At 41.5% G+C, this 25732-nt stretch carries 22 protein-coding genes, 1 tRNA gene and 1 pseudogene; 7 read left to right on the top strand and 17 right to left on the bottom strand.

From position 1 onward, the window contains the following. The first annotated feature begins 17 nt into the window (after positions 1-17). The 5 genes and pseudogenes from F7R58_RS03510 (at position 18) to F7R58_RS13120 (ending at position 4695) form a co-directional block, all read left to right on the top strand. Positions 18-974: an HlyD family secretion protein gene (locus F7R58_RS03510; protein WP_158063571.1), complete on the top strand. Its 957-nt coding sequence runs from the start codon at positions 18-20 to the stop codon at positions 972-974. A 26-nt stretch (positions 975-1000) separates the two neighbouring features. Beyond that, positions 1001-2254: an ABC transporter permease gene (locus tag F7R58_RS03515; protein ID WP_158063572.1), complete on the top strand. Its 1254-nt coding sequence runs from the start codon at positions 1001-1003 to the stop codon at positions 2252-2254. 122 nt (positions 2255-2376) lie between these two features. Beyond that, on the top strand, positions 2377-3375 hold the full coding sequence (locus tag F7R58_RS03520; protein WP_158063573.1) for an alpha/beta hydrolase: 999 nt from the start codon (positions 2377-2379) through the stop codon (positions 3373-3375). Positions 3376-3457: 82 nt separating this feature from the next. Beyond that, a complete protein-coding gene (locus F7R58_RS03525; RefSeq protein ID WP_158063574.1) occupies positions 3458-4018 on the top strand; it encodes a Crp/Fnr family transcriptional regulator in 561 nt (186 codons plus the stop codon). A 124-nt stretch (positions 4019-4142) separates the two neighbouring features. After that, positions 4143-4695, top strand: a pseudogene (locus tag F7R58_RS13120) (REP-associated tyrosine transposase). 125 nt (positions 4696-4820) lie between these two features. Here F7R58_RS13120 and F7R58_RS03535 read toward each other — a convergent pair. From F7R58_RS03535 to F7R58_RS03620, 17 genes are all read right to left on the bottom strand, one after another. After that, positions 4821-5285, bottom strand: coding sequence for a hypothetical protein (locus tag F7R58_RS03535; protein WP_158063575.1), 465 nt, complete (start codon positions 5283-5285; stop codon positions 4821-4823). Between the two features lie 128 nt (positions 5286-5413). After that, the gene (locus tag F7R58_RS03540; protein ID WP_158063576.1) at positions 5414-5746 is read right to left on the bottom strand and encodes a hypothetical protein; all 333 of its coding nucleotides are present in this window, start codon (positions 5744-5746) and stop codon (positions 5414-5416) included. A 191-nt stretch (positions 5747-5937) separates the two neighbouring features. Then, entirely contained in the window at positions 5938-6609 is a 672-nt protein-coding gene (locus tag F7R58_RS03550) for a formylglycine-generating enzyme family protein (protein ID WP_229723838.1), read from the bottom strand. 20 nt (positions 6610-6629) lie between these two features. Further along, positions 6630-6989 carry a DUF4180 domain-containing protein gene (locus F7R58_RS03555; RefSeq protein WP_158063578.1) on the bottom strand — a complete coding sequence of 120 codons (360 nt, stop codon included), beginning with the start codon at positions 6987-6989 and terminating at the stop codon, positions 6630-6632. Between the two features lie 180 nt (positions 6990-7169). After that, positions 7170-9575, bottom strand: a complete 2406-nt coding sequence (locus tag F7R58_RS03560) for a hypothetical protein (protein ID WP_158063579.1) — start codon at positions 9573-9575, stop codon at positions 7170-7172. Between the two features lie 191 nt (positions 9576-9766). Next, positions 9767-10756: a hypothetical protein gene (locus F7R58_RS03565; protein ID WP_158063580.1), complete on the bottom strand. Its 990-nt coding sequence runs from the start codon at positions 10754-10756 to the stop codon at positions 9767-9769. 36 nt (positions 10757-10792) lie between these two features. Next, positions 10793-10866: transfer RNA gene (locus tag F7R58_RS03570), tRNA-Leu, on the bottom strand. Positions 10867-11154: 288 nt separating this feature from the next. Next, a complete protein-coding gene (locus F7R58_RS03575) occupies positions 11155-12141 on the bottom strand; it encodes a tyrosine-type recombinase/integrase (protein WP_229723839.1) in 987 nt (328 codons plus the stop codon). Between the two features lie 46 nt (positions 12142-12187). Continuing rightward, a complete protein-coding gene (locus tag F7R58_RS03580) occupies positions 12188-13372 on the bottom strand; it encodes a hypothetical protein (RefSeq protein WP_158063581.1) in 1185 nt (394 codons plus the stop codon). An 85-nt stretch (positions 13373-13457) separates the two neighbouring features. After that, complete coding sequence (locus F7R58_RS03585; RefSeq protein WP_158063582.1) at positions 13458-14288, bottom strand: type 1 glutamine amidotransferase; 831 nt, start codon at positions 14286-14288, stop codon at positions 13458-13460. Between the two features lie 35 nt (positions 14289-14323). Further along, complete coding sequence (locus F7R58_RS03590; protein WP_158063583.1) at positions 14324-15451, bottom strand: carboxylate-amine ligase; 1128 nt, start codon at positions 15449-15451, stop codon at positions 14324-14326. Positions 15452-15508: 57 nt separating this feature from the next. After that, a complete protein-coding gene (locus F7R58_RS03595) occupies positions 15509-16468 on the bottom strand; it encodes a RimK family alpha-L-glutamate ligase (RefSeq protein ID WP_158063584.1) in 960 nt (319 codons plus the stop codon). A 252-nt stretch (positions 16469-16720) separates the two neighbouring features. Beyond that, on the bottom strand, positions 16721-16849 hold the full coding sequence (locus F7R58_RS13010) for a four helix bundle protein (RefSeq protein WP_229723840.1): 129 nt from the start codon (positions 16847-16849) through the stop codon (positions 16721-16723). 204 nt (positions 16850-17053) lie between these two features. Then, positions 17054-17767, bottom strand: coding sequence for an alpha/beta hydrolase-fold protein (locus F7R58_RS03605; protein WP_158063585.1), 714 nt, complete (start codon positions 17765-17767; stop codon positions 17054-17056). Positions 17768-17822: 55 nt separating this feature from the next. Continuing rightward, positions 17823-19034, bottom strand: a complete 1212-nt coding sequence (locus F7R58_RS03610) for an acetyl-CoA carboxylase biotin carboxylase subunit family protein (protein ID WP_158063586.1) — start codon at positions 19032-19034, stop codon at positions 17823-17825. Between the two features lie 139 nt (positions 19035-19173). Further along, positions 19174-20595: a leucyl aminopeptidase family protein gene (locus F7R58_RS03615; RefSeq protein WP_158063587.1), complete on the bottom strand. Its 1422-nt coding sequence runs from the start codon at positions 20593-20595 to the stop codon at positions 19174-19176. Between the two features lie 13 nt (positions 20596-20608). Further along, a complete protein-coding gene (locus F7R58_RS03620; protein ID WP_158063588.1) occupies positions 20609-21745 on the bottom strand; it encodes an alpha/beta hydrolase in 1137 nt (378 codons plus the stop codon). Positions 21746-21912: 167 nt separating this feature from the next. Here F7R58_RS03620 and glgB point away from each other — a divergent pair, with 167 nt between their 5' ends. Together glgB and F7R58_RS03630 are read left to right on the top strand one after the other, a co-directional pair. Next, positions 21913-24249 carry a 1,4-alpha-glucan branching protein GlgB gene (gene glgB, locus F7R58_RS03625; RefSeq protein ID WP_158063589.1) on the top strand — a complete coding sequence of 779 codons (2337 nt, stop codon included), beginning with the start codon at positions 21913-21915 and terminating at the stop codon, positions 24247-24249. A 53-nt stretch (positions 24250-24302) separates the two neighbouring features. Next, positions 24303-25712, top strand: coding sequence for a glycogen synthase (locus F7R58_RS03630; protein WP_158063590.1), 1410 nt, complete (start codon positions 24303-24305; stop codon positions 25710-25712). Positions 25713-25732: the final 20 nt, after the last annotated feature.

Below are 25732 nucleotides of genomic sequence, written 5' to 3' on the forward strand. Positions count from 1 at the left end.
AAAAACAAACAAACGAAATGAAATCGACATCAAAAATACTTTCTGTCCTTACCCTGTTAACTTTGGTCAATTGCAGCGACAAGCCCGCAGAACGTGCCATTGAAGGTAAAACCAGAAAAGAACTCGTCACTTTTTCACCAAAAGTAACCGGCCGAATCCTGGAAATTTATGTGGAAGAAGGGCAAACCGTAAAAGCCGGTGATACGCTTGCAAAACTGGATGTACCTGAAGTTTCTGCAAAAATCGCACAGGCAAAGGGTGCAACTTCCGCAGCCAAAGCACAGGCTCAAATGGCAAGAAACGGTGCGACCACCGACCAGATGCGACAGTTGAGAGCCAAAAAGAAAGGGCTTCAGGAGCAGTACCAGTATGCGCAGAAAGCCTACAACAGGGCTAGGAATATGTACCGGGACAGCCTGCTTTCGCCACAGAATTATGATGAAGCCTTTGCGAAATATCAGGGCGCTAAAGCACAGTTGGATGCGGCAAATGCCGAACTGCACGACGTTCAGATTGGTACACGTTACGAAAAAATAGAAATGGCGGAAGGACAGGCTAATCAGGCGATGGGTGCTCTGCAGGAAGCGAATGTGGCTTATTCTGAAAGATATGTGATCGCTACAAACGATATGGAAATCGAAACAGTTTCCTTGAACAAGGGCGAACTCGCTACCGCCGGTTTTGCGCTTTTTTCAGGCTATATTCCGGACACGACTTATTTCAGGTTCACCGTTCCGGAAAGTAAAATTTCAGCTTATGAAAAAGGGAAAACCGTAAAAATGGTAGTGAATTACAACCAAAAAGAAATTACGGGGCGCATTGTTTCCATCAAACAACTGGCAAAATACGCCGATATCACGACGGCTTTTCCGGATTATAATCCTGAAGATGCGGTTTATGAGATTAAAGTAATTCCGGATAATCGGGCCCAGTTGGGTACTATTCTGGTGAACTCCAATGTGGTTTTAAAATAAGTGACGGAATTACTATTCTATTAAAAATGAAACAGTTAAGATATTTACTGAAAAGAGAATTCCGGCTCTTTTTTACCAATAAAACCATGCTTTCGGTGTTTTTTATGGCACCGGCATTCTACGCATTGCTCATCGGTTTCACGTATAAAATAGGGAAGGTTGAAAACATTCCGGTGATCCTCATCAACCACGATAAAACGCCGCTTTCCGACCAGGTAACCCAAATGTTTGAGGACAACCATACCATAAAAGTCCTGAATTATATTGATGAACCGGCTCCCCTGAAAGACGAGGTCATCAAAACCGAAGCGGCCGCCGTTGTAATCATTCCGGAGCGGTTTGAGGCACAGATGCTTCAGAAAAAATATCCGGAAATTACGGTTTACGTCAACACATCCAATGTCCTCACCGCGAATTTTGCTACGAAAGCGATACAGCAGATCCTGGGAACATTTTCGGCAGGTGCAGAGATCAAGGCGCTGCAGAAAAAAGGCATGAATGCAGAAATTGCGAAAAGCCAGTACGAACCGTTTAAAGCCAATTACATCACGCTGTTCAACACCACGAGTAATTACCTGATTTTTATGTGGCCCGCGATGATGGCGGTGGTACTGCAGCAGGTCATTTTGATGGCAATGGCAGTGACTTTTGCTGAGGAATTCAAGCGCGACAGTTTTAAACGTGATTTTGCCGGTAAACACAAATATGCGGTTTTGGTGATGGCTATTAAATGCCTTCCGGTGTGGATTTTCGCCAATTTCAACATCCTGTTTTTCTACCTGTGCAGTCTTTATTTTAAAATTCCGTCACCGGTGAATGTGTCCAACTTTTTCCTGCTGACCGCAATTTTCGTGGTGGCATCAACCAATTTGGGCGTGCTGTTCAGTATTTTGGTTCCTGATGCGCTGAAGGCGACACAATATCTGATGGTGATTGCTTCTCCGGCGTTCATTGTAAGTGGATTTACGTGGCCAACATCGGCGATGCCTCAGTTTGTGCAGTATTTCAATTCCATTATTCCTTTGACCCCTTATCTCGAGGCATTGAAAATCATGGTTGTGGAACGTGGTTCAGATTATTTAACCCAAAAATATTTCATCCATCTTTTGATCCTGGCGTTAGTGTATTTTGTATTAGGCTGGGTTGCGCTTAAAATTAAAATCAATTCACTTTATAAAAAGTACCAGCTTTCAGAAGATGATGAAAGCGATGATTTTGATGAAATTACAGAATCAGAAAACAATCTCAACGAAAACGGCTCAACACCGCAAGAAATATAAAGTTTTCATTTCTTTATAGTTTGTTTGTTCGTCCGGGAAGCAATTTCCCGGACGTTTTTTGATAAATGTCAAAGCCAAATTTGGAAAGAAGCCGGAACTTTGCGTTAACAAACAACTGGACAATGAAAAAGAACTTTTTACTTCTGCTGATTTTACTTTCGGGGTTTTTGTACTCGCAGGCATATTCGCCGGATATTTTGGGAAACGGTTTTGAGCAGAAAACATTGAATTTTCCAAACGATTACGAAGGGAAGGTTACCGCAACAGTCATCCGCAAAAAATCGGAAAGTCCTACCCATAAAGCTGTGTTGTATATTCATGGGTTTAACGATTATTTTTTTCAGGCGGAAATGGCTGAAAAATTCAATGAAAAAGGGTTTGACTTTTATGCTTTGGACTTAAGAAAATACGGGCGTTCGTATTTGCCCCATCAAACTTTTAATAATGTCAGAAACCTGGACGAATACAATGCCGAAATCGATGAAGCTTTAAAAATTATTGCTGCAGAACATCATAACAAAATTCTGCTGGCAGGGCATTCAACCGGCGGGCTGATCACGACACGTTATTTGAAATATCACACTGAAAACCCTAACATTGCCGGACTTTGGGTTAACAGTCCGTTTTATGATTTCAATATGGGGTTTCTGGCACAAAAAATTGGGGTTCCCATCATCAGTAGTTTGGGAAAACATTATCCTGACACGAAAATTGGCGGTGGATTTTCTCCTTTTTACGGCGAAAGTCTCCATAAAGATTTTAAGGGCGAATGGAATTATAATTTAAAACTGAAACCCAATGCGAATTGGAAAGTGAATTTCGGATTTATCCGCGCTATTCACCGTGCACAGAAAGACATCCGCAACGCAGAACTCAAGGTTCCGGTATTGGTGATGCATTCTGAAAAATCGGGCTATCCAAAAGTCTGGAATGAGGAAGTGACTTCCACCGATATCATCCTGAACGTGAAGGATATTCATAAAAATGCTGAAAATTTAAAGGGAAATGTGACGATAATTCCCGTTAAAGGCGGCATTCATGATTTGGTGCTTTCCAAAAAACCGGTGCGTGAAAAAGTGTATGACGAACTTTTCACTTGGCTACAAAAGATTGATTTTTAATAGTTTATTTTTAATGTTCAGTTTGTGAATAATGCCTCATTTTTTGGGGCATTATCTTTATTTTTGTACAAATTGAATCCTGATGACTTTTCCCGAAATGCTTGCCACCTACATCACCATCGACGATGATATCCGCAGTTTTCTGAACACCCAGACCGAAAAAATATCTGTTAAAAAAGGAACCGTTATCAGCGATCAACACACTTTAAACCGGAAGGTGTATTTTGTAGAAAAAGGGCTTCTGCGCTCGTTTTATTTTGAAAAAGGAAAAGACATCACCACTAATTTTTACCCCGAAAACAGCATCCTCGCGAATAAAGACACCATTTTTGAGAAAATTCCGGCACGGCATTCCATTGAAGCCATAGAAGACAGTGAGATTGTCTTTTTCCGGTACTCGAAAATGGAAGAACTCTGCGAAACTTCGCTCACCATAGCCAATTTCAGCCGCCGTGTTTTGGGACTTCTGATGACGAATATGGAAAGGCGCATCAATTCCTTGCAATATATGACGGCAAAGGAAAAATATATTCAGCTTTTAGAAGATAATTCTGATATACTTTTGCGTGCGCCGCTGGGGATGATAGCTTCTTATCTTGGCATTTCTCAGGAAACTTTGAGTAGGATCAGAAGTGAGGTTTAGAATTATAATTAATGATATCAGAAATAAAATTCAGAAAGGCAACGCAGGAGGACTCCGATAAAATCCCGATGGCGCGGATTTGCAATCCGTTCCCCAATTGTCATTATCTTTAAAAAAAAAACTGATGTCATCAAAATACAAAGCGACCGATATCGATGCTGCTTATTTCATTACGATCACTACAGAAGGCTGGGTTGATGTTTTCACAAGGTTGTCCCAAAAGATGATCATCATTGATTCTTTAAGGTATTGTCAAGCTGAAGAAGGACTGTCAATTTTTGCATATTGCTTAATGTCGAATCATCTACATTTATTTTGCAGAGCCGACGGAAAATATTTGCTTTCTGAAATAATGAGAGATTTTAAAAAGTTCACCTCTAAGAAAATTATTGAAACGGTTCAATCTGAACCCGAAAGCGGAAGAGCGTGGATGTTGGAATATTTTAAAGAAGCATGCCCATCTTTCGCGTGAACAGAATTTTAAGGTTTGGCAAGATGGTTATCATGCTGAGGAAGTATTTTCAAACCGATGGATTAGAGAGAAAATACATTACATCCATCAAAATCCTGTTAAGGAAAAGATTGTTTCTGAGGCTGAGCATTATTATTTTAGCAGTGCGAGAAATTATTCAGATTTAGGCAGGCCATTAGATGTTTTTGTTGTTTTTATGGGATAGGACTAGTACGATGTTTAGGAAAGGTCACGGATTGCAAATCCGCGACATCGGACCGAATTAGGTTAGAGGAACACCTGCAGCAAAGGAGCCGAGGGAGCGAAGCTGAAGGTTAGTTATTAGTGTTTTTATTCGATTTTAAATTTGACTTGCTTTTCAGCAATTTTATGGAAAGGTTCAATAATATCCACTTTAAAGTCTTCGGTTGCATGATGGGTTTGAAAAACTTTTTCTGAATTTGCGGTTTTGATATACAATTCATGAATTCCGGCATCTAAAATGAATTCAGGATTATTATAGTCGTATCCGCTTCGGGTTACTTTGTAGAGTGATTTCTTAATCTGTAACATTTCGTCTTCGGCAATTTTACCATAGAATTTTCCAACTTTAGAACTGTCAATTGTTTCATTAAAAGGGTTGTGTTGAATCTCCATTTCAAATGATCTGTCCTTTTTAAGTGTAAAAGTATAACTTGGTGAACCAAATCCACCAGTTTCATATCTAAGAAATTCGAAATTTTCACTTTTTTCACAGGAGAAAAGTGTGAAAAGGAAAATAGTTATAATTACGCATTTAATGCAGGTTACTTTCATAGAATTACTGCTAACTTTTGAGGTATCAATGAAGGCGGGTTGCAAATCCGCGACATCGGAGAGCTTACAAAATCTTGATGAAGTACTTCAAACCCGCTAATAGAAATAGCATGTTATGTGCAGCCATTTTAATTATCCATTTTATAGTTTTTGTAAAAGTGATATCTTTTGTCACTCCCTTTTCGATAGATTTTGTAATTCCAATCTTTAGCAGGTTTTGAAATTGAATCACCAACTTTAATTTTAACAGAATCTAAGACTGAAATATTAATTTGAATTTTGTCTTTTAAAAAGTATTCAGTTGTTCTTTTTTGCCAATTATTACTGTCAAGAATACTTGAGTTTATTTCTGCTTCGTAAAATTTTTTTCTATTTTTTGATCCAATTACTCCAAAAATAGAAAATATTAAGATTGGACTTAAAAGAATTAAAATATTGAGCAGTATTTTTTTACTTTTCATCTGGATTAAAATCTCTTCCTTCTAATGACATTGTTTAGCTTGGTTGCAAATCGGTTAGCAGCTAACCGAAGGTGGCGATTTAGGGATACTTCACTGTCCAAAAAGAAGAAACTTTATAATTGCATAAAGCTTTATTTAACCACTGAACCGCCAATTTTGGGTAGCTGCTGTTAGCGGGTCGTTGTTCTTCTCTATTTATTTTTCGCAATTCTAAATCCAAGGTCGTCAATTTTAAATTTTAATGGATGACTTCTTCTGCGTGTCGTTGCCATTACACTCCTTTCTACGTCACAAAAACCACCACCACGAAAAATACGGTAAGAACCATAAATTTCTGTGTCATAAAGGTCTGAACACCATTCCCACACGTTTCCCAACATATCATAAAGACCCCAAGCATTTGGCTTCATTAGTCCAACCTTATGAGTTTTGTTCTCCGAGTTATCTTTATACCAAGCAATCATTTCCAATTCTCCATACCTTATTTCTGTTGTCCCAGCTTTACAAGCATATTCCCATTCTGCTTCAGTTGGCAAACGAAAACCATTCGCTGATTTTTCAAAGGTTATTTCTTCGTTTTCTTCTTGGACTAAATAGCAGGGTGTTAAGTCATTTTGAACCGAAAGTTCATTACAAAAATTTACTGCGTCTTTAAATGTCACCGTTTCGACAGGAAGTAAATCTCCTTTAAAAGTACTTGGGTTTTCATTGGTTATTTCAAAATATAAGTCTTGCGTTACCGGAAACTTGCAAAGCAAAAAGGATTCAATTTCTACAGTCCATTTCTCTTTTGTTCTGTCATCACGTAATTCAATTTTTCCGTTCGGTATTTCAACCATTTGGTCTTTAATAGTTGGAGTCATCTTTATACTATTAGAATTCATTAGGAAGAAAGTATTTTTAATGCTTCAGTCGTTGAATTAACAAAGTTGATATGTTTGCCTTTATTGCTTTCATAAATGAAGTCAGTTAAACTTTTGCTTGTGTAATTAGAGAAATCGCCGATTATAGCCAAGCGAACTCGATAGGTTGAAAACTTTTGAAGAATTTCTCCTGCCATTCCGTTTTTTAGTTCAAAAAAGTCTGGAGTAATATTTTTTTCATTCATTACAACTCTGTCAAAGCCTTGATAGTATATATTTCCTAATAGGTCTAATCCGTCATCGGTTGTACTAATTATAGTTTCGTCCGAAATTACTTCGGCAATCTTTGTTTCGTTTATATTGTGAGTTTCTACCCTCATTTTTTGATTTTTTTCTTGGTGGTGTCGTTCTTTACAATGCCCGCTAACGGTTTGCAGCTACCCGAAGATGTCGATTTTGAAGCTTTCACTGTTAACCATGCAGAAACTTTGATAGTAGCACAAAGCTTGATTTAACCACTGACCCGCCACTTTTGGGTAGGTGCTGTTAGCAGATGTTTTTTATTCGGTCGTTTGTTTGTCTTTCATTGCTTCATTTCGTTTCTTCATTTCCGCTTGCCATAATTCACTTTGTATTTCACCCCAAGTCTTTACGTTCAAATGTTTCTTTACTGTAAACTCACATAAATTTCCAATCCAGTCGTTGTATTTATGATAAGGTTTAGCATCGTTTTCGTATTCGGAAAAATGTCTCCAGAAATCATTAGGCAATAATTCTTTTGCTGTTAGAATAAGAACTGGATTTGTTGGTCGGTGTCCATAGCCATTCCTAAAACTATTTACAACTCTTAAAATTTCTGTTTTTTCATTTTCTGTTAATTCGTCATTTAGTGTTGCAAAGGTTAAAATTGAATTAGGAAATTCTGTTCCTAATTCAATCATTCTGTCTGCGTCATCAGATGTAAAGTTTTTGTAGGTTTTACATTCACAAAAAACCAAGTCAGGTGGAATACTGTCTTTGTGTTTTTCTTGAAGCATAACAGCAAGGTCAACCTCTTTTGTTTTCTTATCCTTAACAAGCTCAAAACCGATTAGTGCAGATATATTACCTGAAGTGTCGGCAAATTCTTCATTAAACAGTTTAAGAGTTAAAAACACAGTTATTACACCGCCAACTTTGTTATTCTTACTAAAAGGTCCAATTCCACGATACGCCCATTTTATGTCGGTCGGTTGGTGCATTGGCAGAATAAAATTATTCCTACAAATAGCACAGGTCATAGCTTCTTTTAGTTCAGATGGAAGATAAAAAGCGTGTTGATGACAAACTTCACATTGGAGAATTGAGCCAAATTCAATTATCTTGTTCTCAATTATTCTTTTAATATAAGCGTTGGTTTGTCCATTATTTTTAGTTTTCAAACTTTTCTTTATTTCTCCAACTAATTGTTGGTGATGTACTGTTTTTCCGTCTTCAATCAACCCAAGTATGTTAAGTGAAGATTTGTTTTGTAAAAAGTATGAACCTCTTATGCCACCAATATTTTTTAATACTTCATTCGCTAAGCGACCATTTGACGTTTCGATTAATTTGTTTCCACTTTTAGAAAAATATACTTTGAAAAAATCTTTAGCTTTTGGAATATAAAAATACACCTCATCATCTTCTCGTCTAACGTAGTGACTTAAACCTGTTTTAGATAATCGCCATTTATCCCGACCGAAAGAATGGGTTAATCTTACCCAGTCAATAGTTTCTATTCCGTATATCAGTCCAGCATCGTTCAAATACTCGTCAAAGTAATTGAAAGTAAGATTAACTTTATGAGATGCTGTGAGGTTGTAATTGTATTTAAGTTTGAATGGCAAACTTTCGGTTTTGAACTTTACTCGATTTTCTTGGACTTCAACTTGGTAATATGCAGAGCTAATTTGTGTTTTTCCGCATAACACTTTGTCTGCTTCTAATACAGACCTTTCTTCAGCCCAATATCTCGGAAACCAACCTTGAAATGCAAAACTCAGTTTATCACCAACTTTTTCTTTTATTGCTTGAAGCTTTTGCTCAATTTGTTGCTTTTGTTCAGGTGTCGTTGTTGCGCTGATTTGAAAACCAATAATTGCAATTGATAGATTTTCTGATTTCTCTAATTGAAATTTACTAAATCGTTCTATAAAACCACCAAAATATGCGTTGTCAATTTGACTTAGAGGTATTGGAATAATACTCCAGCCAAGTGCTCTCAAATTCCAATAGTTAATAATGTCGTTTAGCCTTGCCTCATTGAGAAAATATAAACCTTCGCCTTTAAACCAATGCCTTTCGGGAAACGACTTGATTTCTTGCATATTGATGTCTAAAGTACTTATATTTTCATTTGAAAAATGGTCAGTAATGATTTCATAAGTTATTTCGGGCTGTTCAAAGTATGGATACGATTTTAATTGATTACTTATTTCTGTTTGAAAGCTATCTATAAAGCAACCTATAAACGATTTCAAGAATAATCCTGAATTTTGTGTGTTGGGAAGCGAAAGTTTTAAATTGTCATTTCTAACAAATTTAAACTCTGTTTCAATTATGTTGGAAATTAGTTCAGGAATACTTATTCCGTATTTAATATTCCCTTTTTCAGTGTCAGCAAGAAATTCTTCAATTGTTAGTAAAGTCCTGTCTCCAATTAATGTCTTAATATATTCTACCTCCAAAGAATTGTCGTATAGAATAATATCAGGGTCAAAATTGTCTATTGTGTTTTTATTGTAATTTAAAGCGTCATACTCAATATCATATTCATTTTTAAATTCGTCAGGTAATTCTTTATAAAGCGGTAAAATTGGGCTGAAAATTCCGCCCCAATACGAAAACGCAATTTTAACCGCTCGTTCAAATTTACTTTCAGAGTTAGGCTCAATTAGAAAACAAAATTTTATTGGTGATACTGTCTGATTTACGCCTATTGTCATTTCTTATTTTTGTATTGTTTGATGTGTCATTCGGAGTCTGTCCTAAAATATCTGCTAACGGTTTCGGGCTTTGCGTTCGGGCGGATTTTGGAGCACAAAACTGTCAATACACCACAAAATTTGATGCGAGGTAGAATGTTCAATTAACCACTTCACCCGCCATTGAGCCAAACGCCTGTTATAGCCAGTTTTTATTTATTTACTCCAGTTATCTCTAAAATTATTTCCTTACTGATTCCTTTTGAATGCATTTTATCCGCTATAATTAAATTTCTAGTGTCAAAAGTTCTTTGTTGCAAAAATGTAGCTCGACTCTTAATGTCCCAGCTCTGTCTTAAATTAATTAAGTCGTCTAACTTTTGTTTAAGAATTAAATAAGAGTTGTTTTTCTTAATGATTAAATCTTCTGGGACGTTTGACTCACTAATATTTTCTAATATCTCCAAGAACAAATGGTGGATTTCAAAAGTAGAATCAATTTTCACTACATCAACAAATGACATATCTTGGCTTGAAACAATATTGATATCATCATTATCAGAGTTTAATGCTTCATCCCACTGACCATGAGCAATTTTATTTCTGATATAACTGTTGTTCACAATATAATCTTCTGAAATTTGTTGTAGTTCTGATTTCATTTGAGATATATCACCAGAATAAATATTCGGGATTCTATCTATGATTTTATCTATTAATGTCTTCCATTTGGTCTCAATATTCCTTCCATAATTTTGGAACCTGTCATTTAGAGCAAGACCGTGTGGTGTGTGTTTAAGCTTAATAAATGACGCTTCAGACCATGTACAATATGTTAAAAGTAAATATTTAGAAAAAGTTTCTAACTGTTGGATTTTGTCATTTTTGTATTGTGAATTCAATAACTCCTTTTTTTCTAAATATTGAATTTTAAAGTCAGTTATTTGATTGTCTATATTGCTAATAACAATTGGATCCGTAGAAGTAGTCTTGATAGCTAACAATGGAGAAATAGAGGAGTTATACCAAGTAATCAATAGATTTTCTTGGGTTTTAAAATGATCTATATTCTGGAAATCAACATTCGTTAGTTGCCTAATTATCGGAGTGAGGCTTTTAACTAATCTTATCTTTGATTTCCAAATTTTCCTTTCGTTAATTGTTTGTGCTCTATAAATGAGCAGGGATGTTTTAAAGTCCATAAAAAAAGGTCCGTTAATGAAATTTACTAAATCGCATTAACGGACCTGGACTCGAACCAGGGACCTTACAAGGTTGACTTGTACGCTCTTCCTTCTGAGCTACCCGTCCGATGCAAATATAGTATTTATAAATCATTTCTCTATTTAATTAAGTGGCTGGTTTCAAAATTGGCTATAACTTACTTATATGTATCACGTTATGATACATATTCAAACAATTTTGCGGGGATATGTATCACAAATGTGATACTTATCTGTTTCTCAAATATAGTACAATTTGTTCACAATTCATCAAATGGACTTATAATCTGCTGCAAACTTTTGGTACTTACATGCGTGTAAATTTATTCAAAAATCGCATTTTTTTAAAAGGTTTTCATGAACCGAGGATGCTAGGTTTAAGTGGTCCTGCTGCTGTTATGTCCCAATAATTCCTGTATATATCTTAAGTCTGTACCGCTCTCCAGCAAATGCGTAGCATAGCTGTGGCGCAGCCAGTGCAAAGTGACCGGTTTCTTAATATAAGCTTTTGCCAATGCCTGTTTTAACACATGCTGTAAACTCTGTTCAGAGTACATGCTTCGCGGCTGCTTTCCTTCAAAAAGCCAAACTTTTGGTTTGTAATCTATATAATAGGCTCGAAGGAGGGGAAGGATTTTCGGAGATAATGGTGTTATCCGGTCTTTTTTTCCTTTCGACTGCTTTATAATTACAATATTTCTTTTGGAATCAATATCTGTCAGTCTTAAACTAAGGAGTTCACTTCGCCGAAGACCGCAACTGTATATCAGGGACAACATCGCTTTGTGTTTTATGTTGTTATGTGCTTCCAGAATGGCTTTCACTTCTTCTTTGCTCAGCACATTGGGCAGGTTCTTTTCCCTCCGCGGCCTATGAACTTTTTCTATGTCTAGATTTTTTTCCTGTACGGTTTTAAAGTATAATTTTATAGCGTTCACGATTTGATTCTGATAAGAAGAAGACAGGTTGTTCTTCAGTATATAATGGGTATTATAGTGGATGAAATCATCATTGGTGATCGTAGAAACTTCTTTTTCATTATTGAACAGCAAAAAAGAACGTAAGGCATCTGTGTAGGTTTTAACAGTATTTGGACTATAGCGCCTTGAAAACAGATGTGCTTTGAACTTTTGAAGCTCTGTTTCTGCTTCCTTGCTGGTCTGTCTGATCTGTTCCAGATTAAAGAACTGTCGGTTTTCTGGGGTATCAGCTATATACCAGACTCTTTTACGTGTGCTCCACCGGGTGCCTTCCACAGATTTCACCTGCTTTATGAGTTCGGGATCCTTTTCAAACTGTATGAAGATGACTTTCTGCCTGCAGTGAGTTCCAGGTTTAAAGTTAAAACGTTCTAATGCTTCCATCTGGTGTAGAGTTATCAGGTTTCCCTTTGTGCAGGATTTAGTAAGATTATGGTTCCCCAAAAAACGCAGTGCTCGCGCCAATCCAGATGGCGTCTTTTTTATTGAAGTCTACATTTACCATATCGGCTTTGGTCATGCGCACCAGGTGCTCCATAAGTTGGGGGCGGTCTTCGCCTTGGTGCCAGATGTAGAGCAGGCGGATTTCGGCTTTGGCTAAATCGCCATTGATATCTTTAAACAGGGGTGCGTAATTTACCTTTCGCTGCAGGATGTAATTATCCGGGTCGGTGATTTCAGAAAGGATTTCCTCGGTGGGATTTAAATTTACACCCGCACCGGCAAAGGAAAAAAGCGGTTTCAGTACAAAGTCTGAAAGGTTTTCGGTGTCGGGGAAATCAGTCAGGAAGTAGCTTTTGGGTGCGTATTTGTGGTTGAGTTTTGGCAGGAGGAATTTGGAAATCTTAAAGAACCAGTTGGGGTGGGTAATCCATTTTACATCAACATCATCGCGGAAGTCAAATTCAGTAACCAAATTTTCCATACGGTCCAGTTCATCAAAGATCACGCGGTTATAAATGCGCTTAATCTGAATCAGCCGGCCGTCTTTTTCGTAGTACAGTTCGCGGCCTTTTTTCTTTACTTCGGTAAGGCAAACGGGCCTGATGCCCAGCTTTTTTTCGGTGATGTAGAAATCAATACTGGTTTTCTGCTCTTGCGGGTGGATTTCCAGCAGGATTACGTTCTCAGGATTTTTATTGCCGATAAGCAGTTTGTTGAGTTCGCTGTAGTATTCCTCATCGGTCATTTCGGGTTTTAATTCATTCAGGAATGGATAGACTTCACAGAGGGTGTTCTGCAGTTCGCGCTGGAAACCATAAAGAGTAGGGAAGGCCTGAAGTTCAATGAGCTGTGGCTCCACCTCGCCCTGTTCATTTTGGCATATACCAAAGTCAATGGTGAAAAAATGGGGCTGGGCGGTATCGTTAGGTACGTGATACTGTTCAGGAACAGCTTTGCTCAGTTCGGCTTCAGACATATTTTTAATCTGCGTGATAATACTGTCGCACGCCGACTGCAGTTTGGACCGGAATTCTTCCGTCAGGAAAACGGGACTCTCGGAAACCCGGAACGGAGGTTCTATGCCGCCTTTTTCGGTAAGACTTTCTATAACCTGATTGTATTTTTCCGCATTGAATTCCCTGTTGAACTGTTCTCTGTATTTTGCGATCATCCTTTGTGTTTTTGGTACTTAAATATATGGATTTTTAGCTTTCAGAATAAAAAAAACCGGCTTTAGCCGGTCATTTTCAGTAGAGTTACGCTGTAGTGAGGTCGCGGATGATTTCCTTTGCCGCATGTTCCAGAAAGCGGGGCAGGATCTGGGTCTGTGTAAGCAGGATTTTATCGGGATCGTTCATGCGGTCCACGGTTTCCAAATACTTTTCCATACCGTAATTTTCAATCATAGCCTCGCGGTTTTTGGCAATTTCCAGACTTTTAATCATACCTTCAGGATTTGCTTCGGGATGAAACTGCGTTCCGAAAATCTCATCAGAAAAGCGGATGGCCATTACGGCGCGTTCCAGGTGGATGTGCGGCCTGACTTTTTCCAGAGCGACGATTTTCATATCCAGTTCCTCCATTTTGCGGAGGTTGGGTTCTATAAACTGATAGGCACGGCTGTCCACTCCATAAAAAGGTTCCGGCAGTCCTTTCAGCAGGAAATCCTTTTCACCATGATCATTTTTATGGATAGGCATAACCCCGAAAGAATAGGATTTACGCTTACAGATATTGCCCAGCTTAAAATGAATGGCGGCAAGCTGGAAAGAGTGGCAGATCAGGAAAAGGAATTTCCGGTCTGCGCTGTTTCTATTGTATTCCCACACTTCGGTAAGGAAATCCGCATAGGGTTGTTCCCAGGCATGTCCCTGGCGGTGCGGATCTCCGGGACCGCCGGAGGAGATAAAGATATCAAAATCCTCTACCCGCGGCATTTCATTTTTGTACCGCACGTCGAAAACCTCAATTACCACGTCCTCATCCGAGTTTTGTTTGAAGGTTTGGGCAATCTCCGTAATATTCCGCATTCCCTGGTTTGCGTGGTTATTGTTCATGTCCAGCAGGGCCAGTCTTATCTTTTTCATAGCGTATCCTTCTTTTTGGACCTGCAAAATTACGGCTATATAATTAATTGATGATCATTGTGATGCGTAATCCCGTACTCCGTTTCGGCAATCATATAATCCACCACGGCTTTCAGGCATCCGGTTTCCTCATAAACCTTCAGTTGCCGGTCGGCGCCGGTTCCGTTTTTCATAATTTCCCAGGCATATTCCACTTCCTGCCGGCAACCAAGTTCGTCTGCCACATCGTCAATGAACTCCAGTAATTCCTTTAGTAAATCCACATAGGGAACACTTGTTTCCTTGCCAAAATCAATAAGATGCGCATGGATACCTTCCTTTGAAGCGCGCCACTTGTTTTCGGTAAGCAGCAGCCGCCGGTAACTGCGGAAACTCATGTTCTGCTGGTGAAGTTTGTAAATCTTGGCCACCAGGCACTGCATAATGGCAGCCAGACAAACGGTTTCCTCTATGCGCATCGGCATATCGCAAATCCTGAATTCAATGGTAGGGTAGAACGGGTGAACGCGCAAATCCCACCAGATTTTCTTGGCATTGTCTATAGTTCCGGTCTTGATCATGAGGTTAATATAAGCGTCAAATTCGGCCACACAACTAAAATAGCTGGGGATCCCGGTACGCGGGAATTTTACAAAAACCTGTTGGCGGTACGATTTGAACCCTGTGTTGCTGCCTACCCAGAAGGGCGAATTGGTGGAAAGGGCGTACACGTGCGGCAGGAAATAACGCATGACATTTTGGATGCGGATACCTTCTTCACGGTCCGGAATGCCGATGTGCACGTGCAGTCCGAAGATGAGGTTGGAGCGGGCCACATCGCCCAGGTCACTCACAATCTTGTCGTAGCGTTCTGCTTTGGTTATGGGATTGTCTTCCCATCGTGAAAAGGGATGTGTGCCGCCGCCGGCTACACGCAGATTGTTTTCGTGTGCCACCTTAATGAGGCGTTTGCGGAGATCAGTAAGTTCGGCCTTGACTTCCTGGATATTGTTGCAGATGCCGGTTTCCATTTCCACCACGCTTTCGTGCATCTCATGTTTCAGGTGCTCCTCCAGCGTGGCTTTTCCGCCCTCAATGATTTTGGATACGTGTGAGACCAGGTCGCGGGTTTCGGCGTCAATGATCTGGTATTCCTCTTCGACGCCAATTGTAAATTTATGCATGATTTGTGTTTTTTGTGATGCTAATGACTGATTTCAAGAAAGTTGGGATCAGCCGGATTATTTTTTACCAAGCCCATCTTTAACAAAATTTCCCCAGGCAATATTGGTTTTGCCCGGCACATATTCATTGGCCTTTTCAATGGCCAGTTTTGCGGCATGTTCTACGATCCAGGCGAAGTTTTCCTCGCCTACTGAATTGCGGTCGGCATCGGGCGCCGGATTGCAGAAGTCGATGGCATAGGGAATTCCGTCCCGAACCGCAAACTCCACTGTGTTGAAATCATAGCCCAGTGCTTTGTTCATTTTCAGGGTAAGATCCGTAATGGTTTTAAGCAGTTTTTTGCGCTGTGCGCCCTGGGTCTGATGTTCGGTGGCATAGCGCAAATGGTGGGGATTGCGGGGTTCATAAGGCAGAATGTGCACGTATTTCTGCCCCAGGCAGTACACGCGGTAGTAATCATCAAATACGATTTCTTCCTGAACCATCATTACAAGTTCGCCGGTTTCGCTCAGCTTCTGCCAAAGGTCCTCCCTGTCGGTGCAGCGGTACACGTTGCGCCAGCCGCCACCGTCATGCGGTTTCATATAGCAGGGGAAACCCACATAATCAAAGATGTAATCCCAGTCCAGCGGGAATTTCATATTCCTGAAAGATGTTTCCGAAGTTTCCGCCGGCCTGGAGCTTGAAGGCAGCAGCACAGTTTTAGGCAACGGCACACCAATCTTGGACATAAGCGCATTGTTAAAGAACTTCTCATCGGCACTCCACCAGAATGGATTGTTGATGACATAAGTCCCGCATATGGCAGCATTCTTCAGGTATGCGCGGTAAAATGGGACATCCTGCGAAATCCGGTCTATAATCACGGCATAACCGTAATCGGCGCCCTGTTCAAGTTTGTCTATCATCACGGGTTCGGCGGTTACTTCACCATTACCCAGTTCGTTTACTTTATTGATGAATTCCCATGGAAAGGTGTCTTCCATCCCGAATAATATTCCTACTTTTTTTGCCATAATATTTGTGTTTTAGGTTTATTTTATTTGTTCGAATGTTCGAATTTTTGAGGGGTTTGAGCGTTTATGAAGGAGTTGAAAAAAAATTGTAATCAACTTTCCGCTCCGTTATTGTTTTTTGTATTTAAAGCATTTTAGGTCGATTGTTTTTAAATATTCAATAAAATTCCTAATCTTCACGCATAATACTTCATGTCTTTGTAAAAGGTCAGTAAGTTCTTTTTTAGTTATGAATTCCTGATTATTCGCTCTCTAAAGTTGCGATCTGATTCCCCAGGCTGAACCTCTGCTGATGTAGAGTGTTTGATTAAACTCTGCATTGTCTTCACGTTCAAATCTTTCAGCAATATTGTCCGTCACTGAACTGCTTGCGGCTTTCATCTGACTTCTTAATCTTTCATCCGACTTAAAACATCTCGGTCTGTAATTCTACATTCCTCCCTGCTAAATTCCCGCGCGGTCTGCCATATCTCAAGATCTTCAAACCTGCTTATCGTTGCCATCTGTTTTAATTTCAGTGAATGAGAACTTCCTATTATCATTTTTGAAAACAAATTCACATCATCAAACTTCCTCCAGCCTGTTTCATCCAAAAAACCTTCCCACAAACGTAGGAAATACCATACGCCAAAGTGGCCAGTCGTGCGAAATCCACTTTTGCTCGTCGTACCAGTGATCAATCTGTTTCTCACTGAGTATAGCGGACATTTCCCGTGTCTGTTCCAGACAGATGTCCTGGTCCGAGGTGCTTAAAACTATGTGCATATGTCTGTATTTCCAGGCTTCATCATAAGGTACAAACTCACGCGGACAGTTGAAGTAGACAAGGTTACTGTTGTAACCGTCCATAAAATTCCGGATGGTAAAAGCGCCGCTAAGGCAGAACAGATGCGAAACGAGATCCGGACGCCGGAAGGCCAGGTTTGCCGCATGATAGCCGCCAAAACTCGCACCTGCCAGCGCCACCCTTGCGGTCTGATGTGACTTTTGGATAAAAGGAATGAATTCGAGGCTCATAAACTGCACCCAAAGGTCATAGATATAGATCCTGTCCTGGGGACTCAGGGTTTTATCATAGAGGCTTTCGGAGTCCAGGGTTTCAATATTGTAGAGTTTTACCTTGCCGCTGCTCACCAGAAAATCGATGCTTTCATTCAGCTTAAAGTCATGATTCTGGGTGTATGAGCCGCGGGATGTGGGAAACATAAGAATGGGATAACCATAATGTCCTGTCACTTCTACCTTCAGGCTCATGCCCAGGATATGAGAGTAGTAATCTGTATGTTCGGTGCTGGTCATATCATTTGTTTTAAGCAGATGGCTAACGGATTATATAACTTATGAGCATCATTGTTTATGAAGTCGGTTTGTCTTTTGGCGGTATAACCGAGAGGTACTGGCTGGTCACTTTCTCAGCGGTTTCATCCAGACACTTCCTCACCAGTTGGTCGTCGTTGGACCTGTATACAATTCCGATATGGTTTTCAATAGGGAGAAACTTGTACACGGCATCGCACATAAATTCGGCATACTCCGGATTTCTTTTATTTGTAAGTGCCACCAGGAGACCAGAGGCAAAAGCGGTAGGTTTCTGAATTTGATAAGGTATGTTTTTAAGCAGATGATCCTCCATACGGGCCCATTCACGCCAGATATTGATGCCTGTTGAGGCCTCCACCAAGTCCGGAATGTGCGCACCGCCCACACGTGACGAAGTTTCCAGAAAGTACCATTTGCCGTCTGCTTTACCTTTTATAAACTCACTGTGTGTAGCACCGTTCATAAGTCCGAATCCCAAAAGCAGTTTTCTGTTCAGTGCTTCCAGTTCTTTAAAGTCCTTTGTTGTGTGGTTCAGTGTCTGCGAACGGAATACACCACCATCATGAGCAACCTGCATAGGTGGCGAGAGGTATTTGGAAGCGGATGTGAAAAGCACTTTGCCCTGATAGGTAAGGCTATCTACATGATAGACATCGCCGGGTTTAAAGCTTTCCAGCAGAAACAAATATCTTTCTTCCCCCAGACTATTGACGGTTTCCCATAAATGGTCACGGTCACTTATTTTCTTGATTCCGGTAGCTGAAGCTTCCGAGCGGGGCTTCAGTACCCACGGGCCCGCCACTTTGGCAACGAAACCGTTTATTTCGTCATCATTGAAAATAGCGGTGAATTCCGGTACACTGATATTATTGTGCAGAGCGCGCTGCCGCATGGCCAGTTTGTCGCGGAAATAGCGGTGCGTGGTTTGACCCATGCCCGGAATGCGGAAATTTTCCCGTATAAGTGCTGCTTTCTCTACATCATAATCATCCAACGCCACCACGGCATCCACTTTTGTACTCCGCATCAGATGTGAGAAACCCTGCACAAGATGGTCCAGATTCCAGACTGAATAGCTTTCTTCCTTCATGTAAAAAGATTCAGTAATCGCATGCCAGGGCCAGGCCCTGTCTTTCAGATGTTCTGAGGTAATCAGAATAACCTTATTGCCCAGCAGATGGAGTTCGTCCATGAAATCGAACCCCTTGAAATAACAGGAAATGCAGACAATCGTTTTTGTTTCCATGTGCAGTGTTTTACTGAAATGACTGAAATAAACGAAATAAAATAACCGTTTATATTTTAAATCACCACCTTTTTACCTGAAAACATGCTGATTTATAAATATATCAATAATACTGCTTTTTTTTAAATTATGGAAGCAGTTAACTTATATTTTCCATAAAGTTAATGAGCAGCTGTACGCCGTAACCCGTGGCGGCTTTTTCTTTGGCGTAGGGAACAGACCCGAAAGCAACCCCTGCAATATCCAGGTGTGCCCAACTTGGGTGGCCACCGGTGAACTGTTCCAGAAATTTGGCGGCTACAATACAGTCACCAACGGGTTTCAGCGATATGTTCTTGAAATCGGCAACATCTGACTGAAAATCGTCTAACCAGACATCCCACATGGGCATGTTCCAGAGGCGTTGATTGGTACGGTCACCCGCCTCCTGAAGGCGAGCTCCCAGTGAAAGGTCATTTGTAAATAGAGCGCCGCAGGTTCCGCCAAACATCCGTACCGAACTGCCGGTAAGAGTAGCCAGGTCGATCATGATATCGGTTTTGTAATTTTCCGCCAGATATGAAAGTCCGTCGGCAAGGGTCATGCGGCCTTCGGCATCGGTGTTGATGACTTCAATGGTCTTACCGTTATAAGTGCGTACCACGTCACTTGGAACATAGGCGCTGGCCGAAACGGCATTGTCGGTTACCGGAAGGACCGCGATAATATTTACAGGTAAATTTCTCTCGGCTGCCGTGATCAAGGCACCAATAACTGCAGTAGCACCGCCCATATCGGATTTCATGTAATGGAGATTGTCGGATGATTTGATGGAAATACCGCCGGTATCGAAAAGGACGCATTTGCCTACCAGTCCAATTGTTTTTGCATCCGCTACGCCACAATTATATTGAAGAATGGTAAATGCACAATCCTGGGCACTGCCCTGGTTTACAGACAGAAATGCACCCAAGCCCAGTTTCTCACATTCTTCCCGGTTAAAGACCGTTTTCTTCAGTCCATATTTCTCAGATATTTCAGAGAGAAACTGTGTTAAGTGATGCACCTTTTTATGGTTCTGAGGTTTGTTCAGCCATTCCCGACAGGCAAATTCGCCTTCGCATAAAGCCATAACTTCCACTTGAACAGTATCAGGCAGGTAGGTGTCTGCATCGCAAATTAACTGGAAGTGTTCAGCAAGAAACGGATGCTGGCTATTGAAGGGATATTCATAGGTGCCCAGGAAGAGGCCGGTAATCACAGTTTTAATATTATCATTCGATTGGTTGAGGTAGGTGAGTTGTGTAGGCTCAGATTTTATTTTGTTCCGGAAACTCCACGAAAACCGGGCTGCGGTTTCCTGCACTTCATAGTCCTTAGGGTCATTGCCAAGACCTATGAAGAAGGTCACTTTATTATCACTGACCGTAGTGAAAGTTTCCTCTTTCTTAGCTGAAAACTGGTCACCGGTGGATTTTTGATAAGGTTTACCGTGTTCTTTCCACTGCTGTTCGGTTACGAAAATAAAGTGTTGCCTGATGTTTTTTTGGTCACCGGCCTGTTTTTTAATAGTAATATTCATGAATGATCGATAGTTATAAATTCTCTGTGTCTGTATTCGCAGCTGATGCCGCTTTTTCGGCAAATTCTTTTGGATCGTCACCGGAATCAAAGAAAAGCCATTCCACGGCCCGCGGAAATTCCTGCGACCAGTAAAATTCCTGATGTGCACCTTCCGGGTTGAAGCTCATCCTGAATTCAAACTGGACGGAGTACTGATTCTCCGACCATTCCATGCGCTTTTCAAATTCCTTCATCCGCTCCGCCATCTCCCCACCTTCCTTCAGTCCTCCATACATGTAGATCCTGGTTTTGTAGGGCGATTTAAAGTTCATCATCGGGAAATCATAATCGGGGTTTACCCAAAGCGAGGGAGAGAAAATCATCAGTTTGGAATAAACCTCCGGATAGAGAAATCCACCATATATGCTGATAAGGCCACCCAGCGAGCTGCCGCCAATTCCCGTGAATTCGCGCTCCGGTTGGGTACGGTACATTTGGTCTATATAAGGTTTAAGGGTGTCGGCGAGAAAACGTATGTATTTTTTACCTTCCGCATCTTCAGCAAGAGCATGGGGCTCCAGGATGTACTCGTTGATGCGGTCCTGACGGCCGTTTTCAATGGCAATGATGATGACTTCGCCGCGGCCGTATTCTGCCAGAAGAGATAATTTCCTGTCTATTTCCCAGTTTCCGAATTCAGACCCTTCGTGGAACAGGTTCTGTGCGTCCTGAAGATAAAGAACAGGGTAGCGGCGGTTGCTTTTATAATAATTATAGGGAAGCAATGCCCAAATCTTGCGGGTTTTCTGTAGCTGGGGTATGGCAAATTCATCACTGATAAGTTCAATAACAGGAAAATATTCTTTTTTGAAAGGAGCCCAGTTTTCACGCCATTTCTCAACAATGTCTTCTGTTTCTTCAGCTTTTTGGATCTTTCGGTTATGCGTGATATTGCCGTAACGGTCAATTTCTACATTTTCCCAGCCGCCTTTTGTAAATTTATATTCTATGTTCTCCGGCAGAAGGTGGTCCGGAATGTCTATGGTGTATTTGCCATCAGCCAGGAGCTCCAGCTGAAAGTCCCCATCACGGGGATCCCAGTTGTTGAAGTTGCCGGTAATATAGACAGGCCGGCTGTCTTTTTCGGCAGAAATAAGGTTGAATTTCATCAGCTGCTGTTACAGTTTCAAAAGTAAAGATAAAAAACCGTTGCAGAAGATGATGCTGTTTGTTAGCACATCTCAGTTTTGCAGCAAAACCTGGAAATTTTAATGTATTTTTGAAAGAAATACTTCAAACCGGTTTACGGCCTTTCAGCAACCCTAGTACTATAATTATGCAGAATGTATATCCCTACTCACGGTTCACCGCGCATGACATTTACCTTTTTCGTGAAGGCAAGCATTGCCGGTTATATGATAAGTTCGGTTCCCATGAAACTGATCAGGACGGCAAGTCCGGAACTTATTTTTCGGTTTGGGCACCACATGCTGAGGAAGTTTCCGTAATTGCGGATTTTAATTCGTGGAATCCGGAACTGCATAAACTGTTTCCCAGGTGGGACGGCTCCGGTATTTGGGAAGGATTCATCCCGGGCATTAAATGGGGTATAAAGTACAAATATGCCATTCGGACCAAAACCGGTGCATTGCTGGAAAAGAGTGATCCTTATGCGCTTAGTTTCGAACAGAATGTGCAGGCAGCCTCACTGGTATCAACCACCTGGTACGAATGGAATGACGCTGAATGGATGTCAAACAGGCATAAAAACAACTGTCTGGACGCGCCGATTTCTGTATATGAAATGCATTTGGGTTCGTGGATGCGCGGCACAGACGATCCCGGACGTTTCCTGAGCTACCGTGAAATAGCAGAAAGGCTGGTTCCATATATTACTGAGATGGGTTTTACCCATGTGGAACTGATGCCCGTGATGGAGCATCCGTATGAACCCAGCTGGGGGTATCAGATTACAGGTTTTTTTGCTGCCAATTCGCGTTTTGGGGCACCTCAGGACCTTATGTTCCTGATCGATGAGCTTCATAAAAACAATATTGGAGTGATCCTGGACTGGGTGCCGTCCCATTTTCCCGGCGATGCCAACGGACTCCACCTGTTCGACGGCACTTATCTGTACGAGCACGAAGATCCGCGCCAGGGTTTCCATCCGCAATGGAATTCACATCTGTTTAATTACGGCCGTCCCGAAGTGAAATCTTTCCTCATTTCCAATGCCATGTTCTGGCTGGACAGATACCATGCAGACGGTCTTCGGGTAGATGCAGTAACCTCAATGCTTCATCTGGATTACGCACGCGAACCGGGTGAATGGATTCCCAATATGTTCGGGGGAAATGTGAACCTTGAGGCCAAAGCCTTCCTGCAGGAGTTTAATACAGCTGTTTACCGGGATTTTCCGGACGTGCTTACAATTGCCGAGGAAAGCTCGGATTTTCCTCTGCTTACAACGCCTGTTCATGACGGAGGTGTTGGTTTTGGTATGAAATGGATGATGGGCTGGATGCACGACACCCTGAAATACTTTAAGGAAGACCCCATTAACCGTAAATTTGAACACAATAAAATTACTTTCTCGTCGGCTTACGTTTTCAAGGCCAATTATATGATGCCCCTGTCGCATGATGAGGTGGTTCATGGCAAGGCGAGCATGATTTATAAAATGCCGGGCGATGAATGGCAGAAATTTGCCAACCTTCGGGCACTCTACGCCTATATGTTCACGCATCCCGGGGCCAAACTGCTGTTTATGGGAAATGAGTTCGCACAGACCGCCGAATGGAAGTTTAACGCTTCACTGGACTGGCATTTGCTAGAGCATAATTATCACAAAGGAATGCAACAGCTGGTGAAAGACCTCAATCTGCTTTATCATGCTGAGCCCGCGCTGCATAAGAACCAGTTCGCTCCTTCCTGTTTTGAATGGGTGGAAGCTAATGACGGTGCCAACAGTGTTTTTGTTTATCTGCGCAAAGGTCAGCGGGATGAAGAGGTGCTGATGACCGTGTTAAATCTGACGCCCAGGGTGATGGATTATAAAATCGGCGTGAATGAGGGTACCTCCTGGGAAATTGTGATGAATACCGATGACCCGAAGTATGGCGGCAGCGGCGCGCCTGCGCTGGTATTGGACGAAGAGGATGATGAGTGGATGTACCGGCCCAATGCCATCGTATTAAGTTTGCCCCCGCTGGCGGCGGTAATACTTCGCCAACAACAAAAACCATCAGAGGTGCGTCGGCGGCGCGCTTTAAGTAAATCTGACAAGAAAATTAATACTTCAGAAAAAATGACAGCACCTAAGAAAGATAAAAAGCCGGGTTTGTTTGCCGGTTCCGAAAGTACAGCCGACAGTGAAAAGAAAATCGATGCGAAGACCATTGAACTTCAGCAGGCTAAGAAACCTGCCCGTCAGGCGAAATCAACTGCTGTAAAAACATTAAAAAAACCGGTAAAGAAGAGTATGGCTAAGAAGCCGGGCTCTGCGGTGATTTCATCCAGCTCAGTTCTGGGCGATAAGACAGAACAGAAAATCGATTCAAAGACGCTTGAGGATAACCGCGTTTCCGGCCCGGCAGAGGTTTCTTCTGAAAAAGAAAAAAATATGCCCGCAAAGGCTGCTAATTCAAGTAATTCCGGCAAGAAAAAGGAATGAATTGCAACAGTCCGGTGTAAACCGGCTACTTAATTAAACACGAAAAAGATTATATGGATGTTTATCATCTCTCCATGGAATGTTTTCCCATAGCCAAAGTGGGCGGACTGGCGGATGTGGTGGGCGCACTGCCCAAATACCAGAACAAATTGCCCGGTATTACTGCAAGCGTGGTAATGCCTTGGTACAATAAACCTTACGTGCATGACGGTCACTTTACTGCTGTATTTGACGGTCACATCTATCAGGGTCCCAACCAGCTGCGAATTCATGTACTTAAGGAAGAAGGCGATAGGCTTGGTTTTGGTTTGTATCTGATACAGATCCCCGGGTTGCTGGACCGTGACAATCCCTATGGGTACCATGATGAAAGCTATCAGTTCCTGGCCTTTCAGCAGGCGGTGCTTCATTGGTTAACTACAGCCAAAATCCGACCGGACGTACTGCACTGTCATGACTACCATACCGGACTTGTTCCTTTTATGATTGAAAACTGCCCCGAATTTTATTTCCTGAAGGGGGTAAAAACGATTGGCACTATACACAACGGTGAGTATCAGGGGCAAATGAGGTGGGAAATGCTTGATTACTTCCCCTGGATAGACAGCAGTACCGATCTGCGCATCCTGGACTGGGATGGATTTATCAATCCGCTGGCGACCATGATTAAATGTTGCCATGCCTTCAATGCTGTTTCTAACGGATATCTCGGTGAGCTCTACCAAAATTTTAGAGGTCTGGAAAGTCTCGTTCAGCAGGAACAACAAAAAGCCTACGGAATCATCAACGGAATTGATACCGAACTCTGGAATCCCGCCACGGATGAGTATTTGGATAAAAATTACAGCACTGCCAACGCTGTTGCTGGCAAATGGGAAAACAAAAAGAAACTCTGTGCGGAGTACGGTTTAAATCCTGATTTACCTCTGATTGGCTTCATTGGCCGCTTTGCCGGCGAAAAGGGAGCAGATTTGCTTCCGGATATCATTGTTCAGAGTATTCAGGAAACCTACGGAGCTCTAAACATCATGGTTCTGGGTTCGGGTGAAGATCATACCGAAATGAGGCTTAGTGATTTGGCTGTTCACTTCTCTAATTTTGCGCTGGATCTCGGATACAAAGAATATCTGTCTCACAAAATATATGCTTCGGCCGATTTTCTGCTAATGCCGTCCCGGGTTGAACCCTGCGGCCTGAATCAGATGTACGCCATGCGCTACGGGACTGTTCCTGTGGTAAGATATACCGGAGGCCTTCGGGACACGGTTCAGGATATCACTACCGGCGGTGCCGGTCTTAATTTTGGGGAGGCAACTGCCGGGGCCGCAGTGCATGCCATAAAGCGTGCGGTTCATATGTATCACGACAAAGAACTGATGCGGCATTTAATAAGTTCCAATATGAATTTCGATTTCTCCTGGGACAAGTCTGCGGAAAATTATGTAGATTTATACAGAAAATAGGTTCTCTTGAACCGGCATGA

This window comes from Chryseobacterium sp., from assembly GCF_008831505.1.
GTDB lineage: Bacteria > Bacteroidota > Bacteroidia > Flavobacteriales > Weeksellaceae > Marnyiella.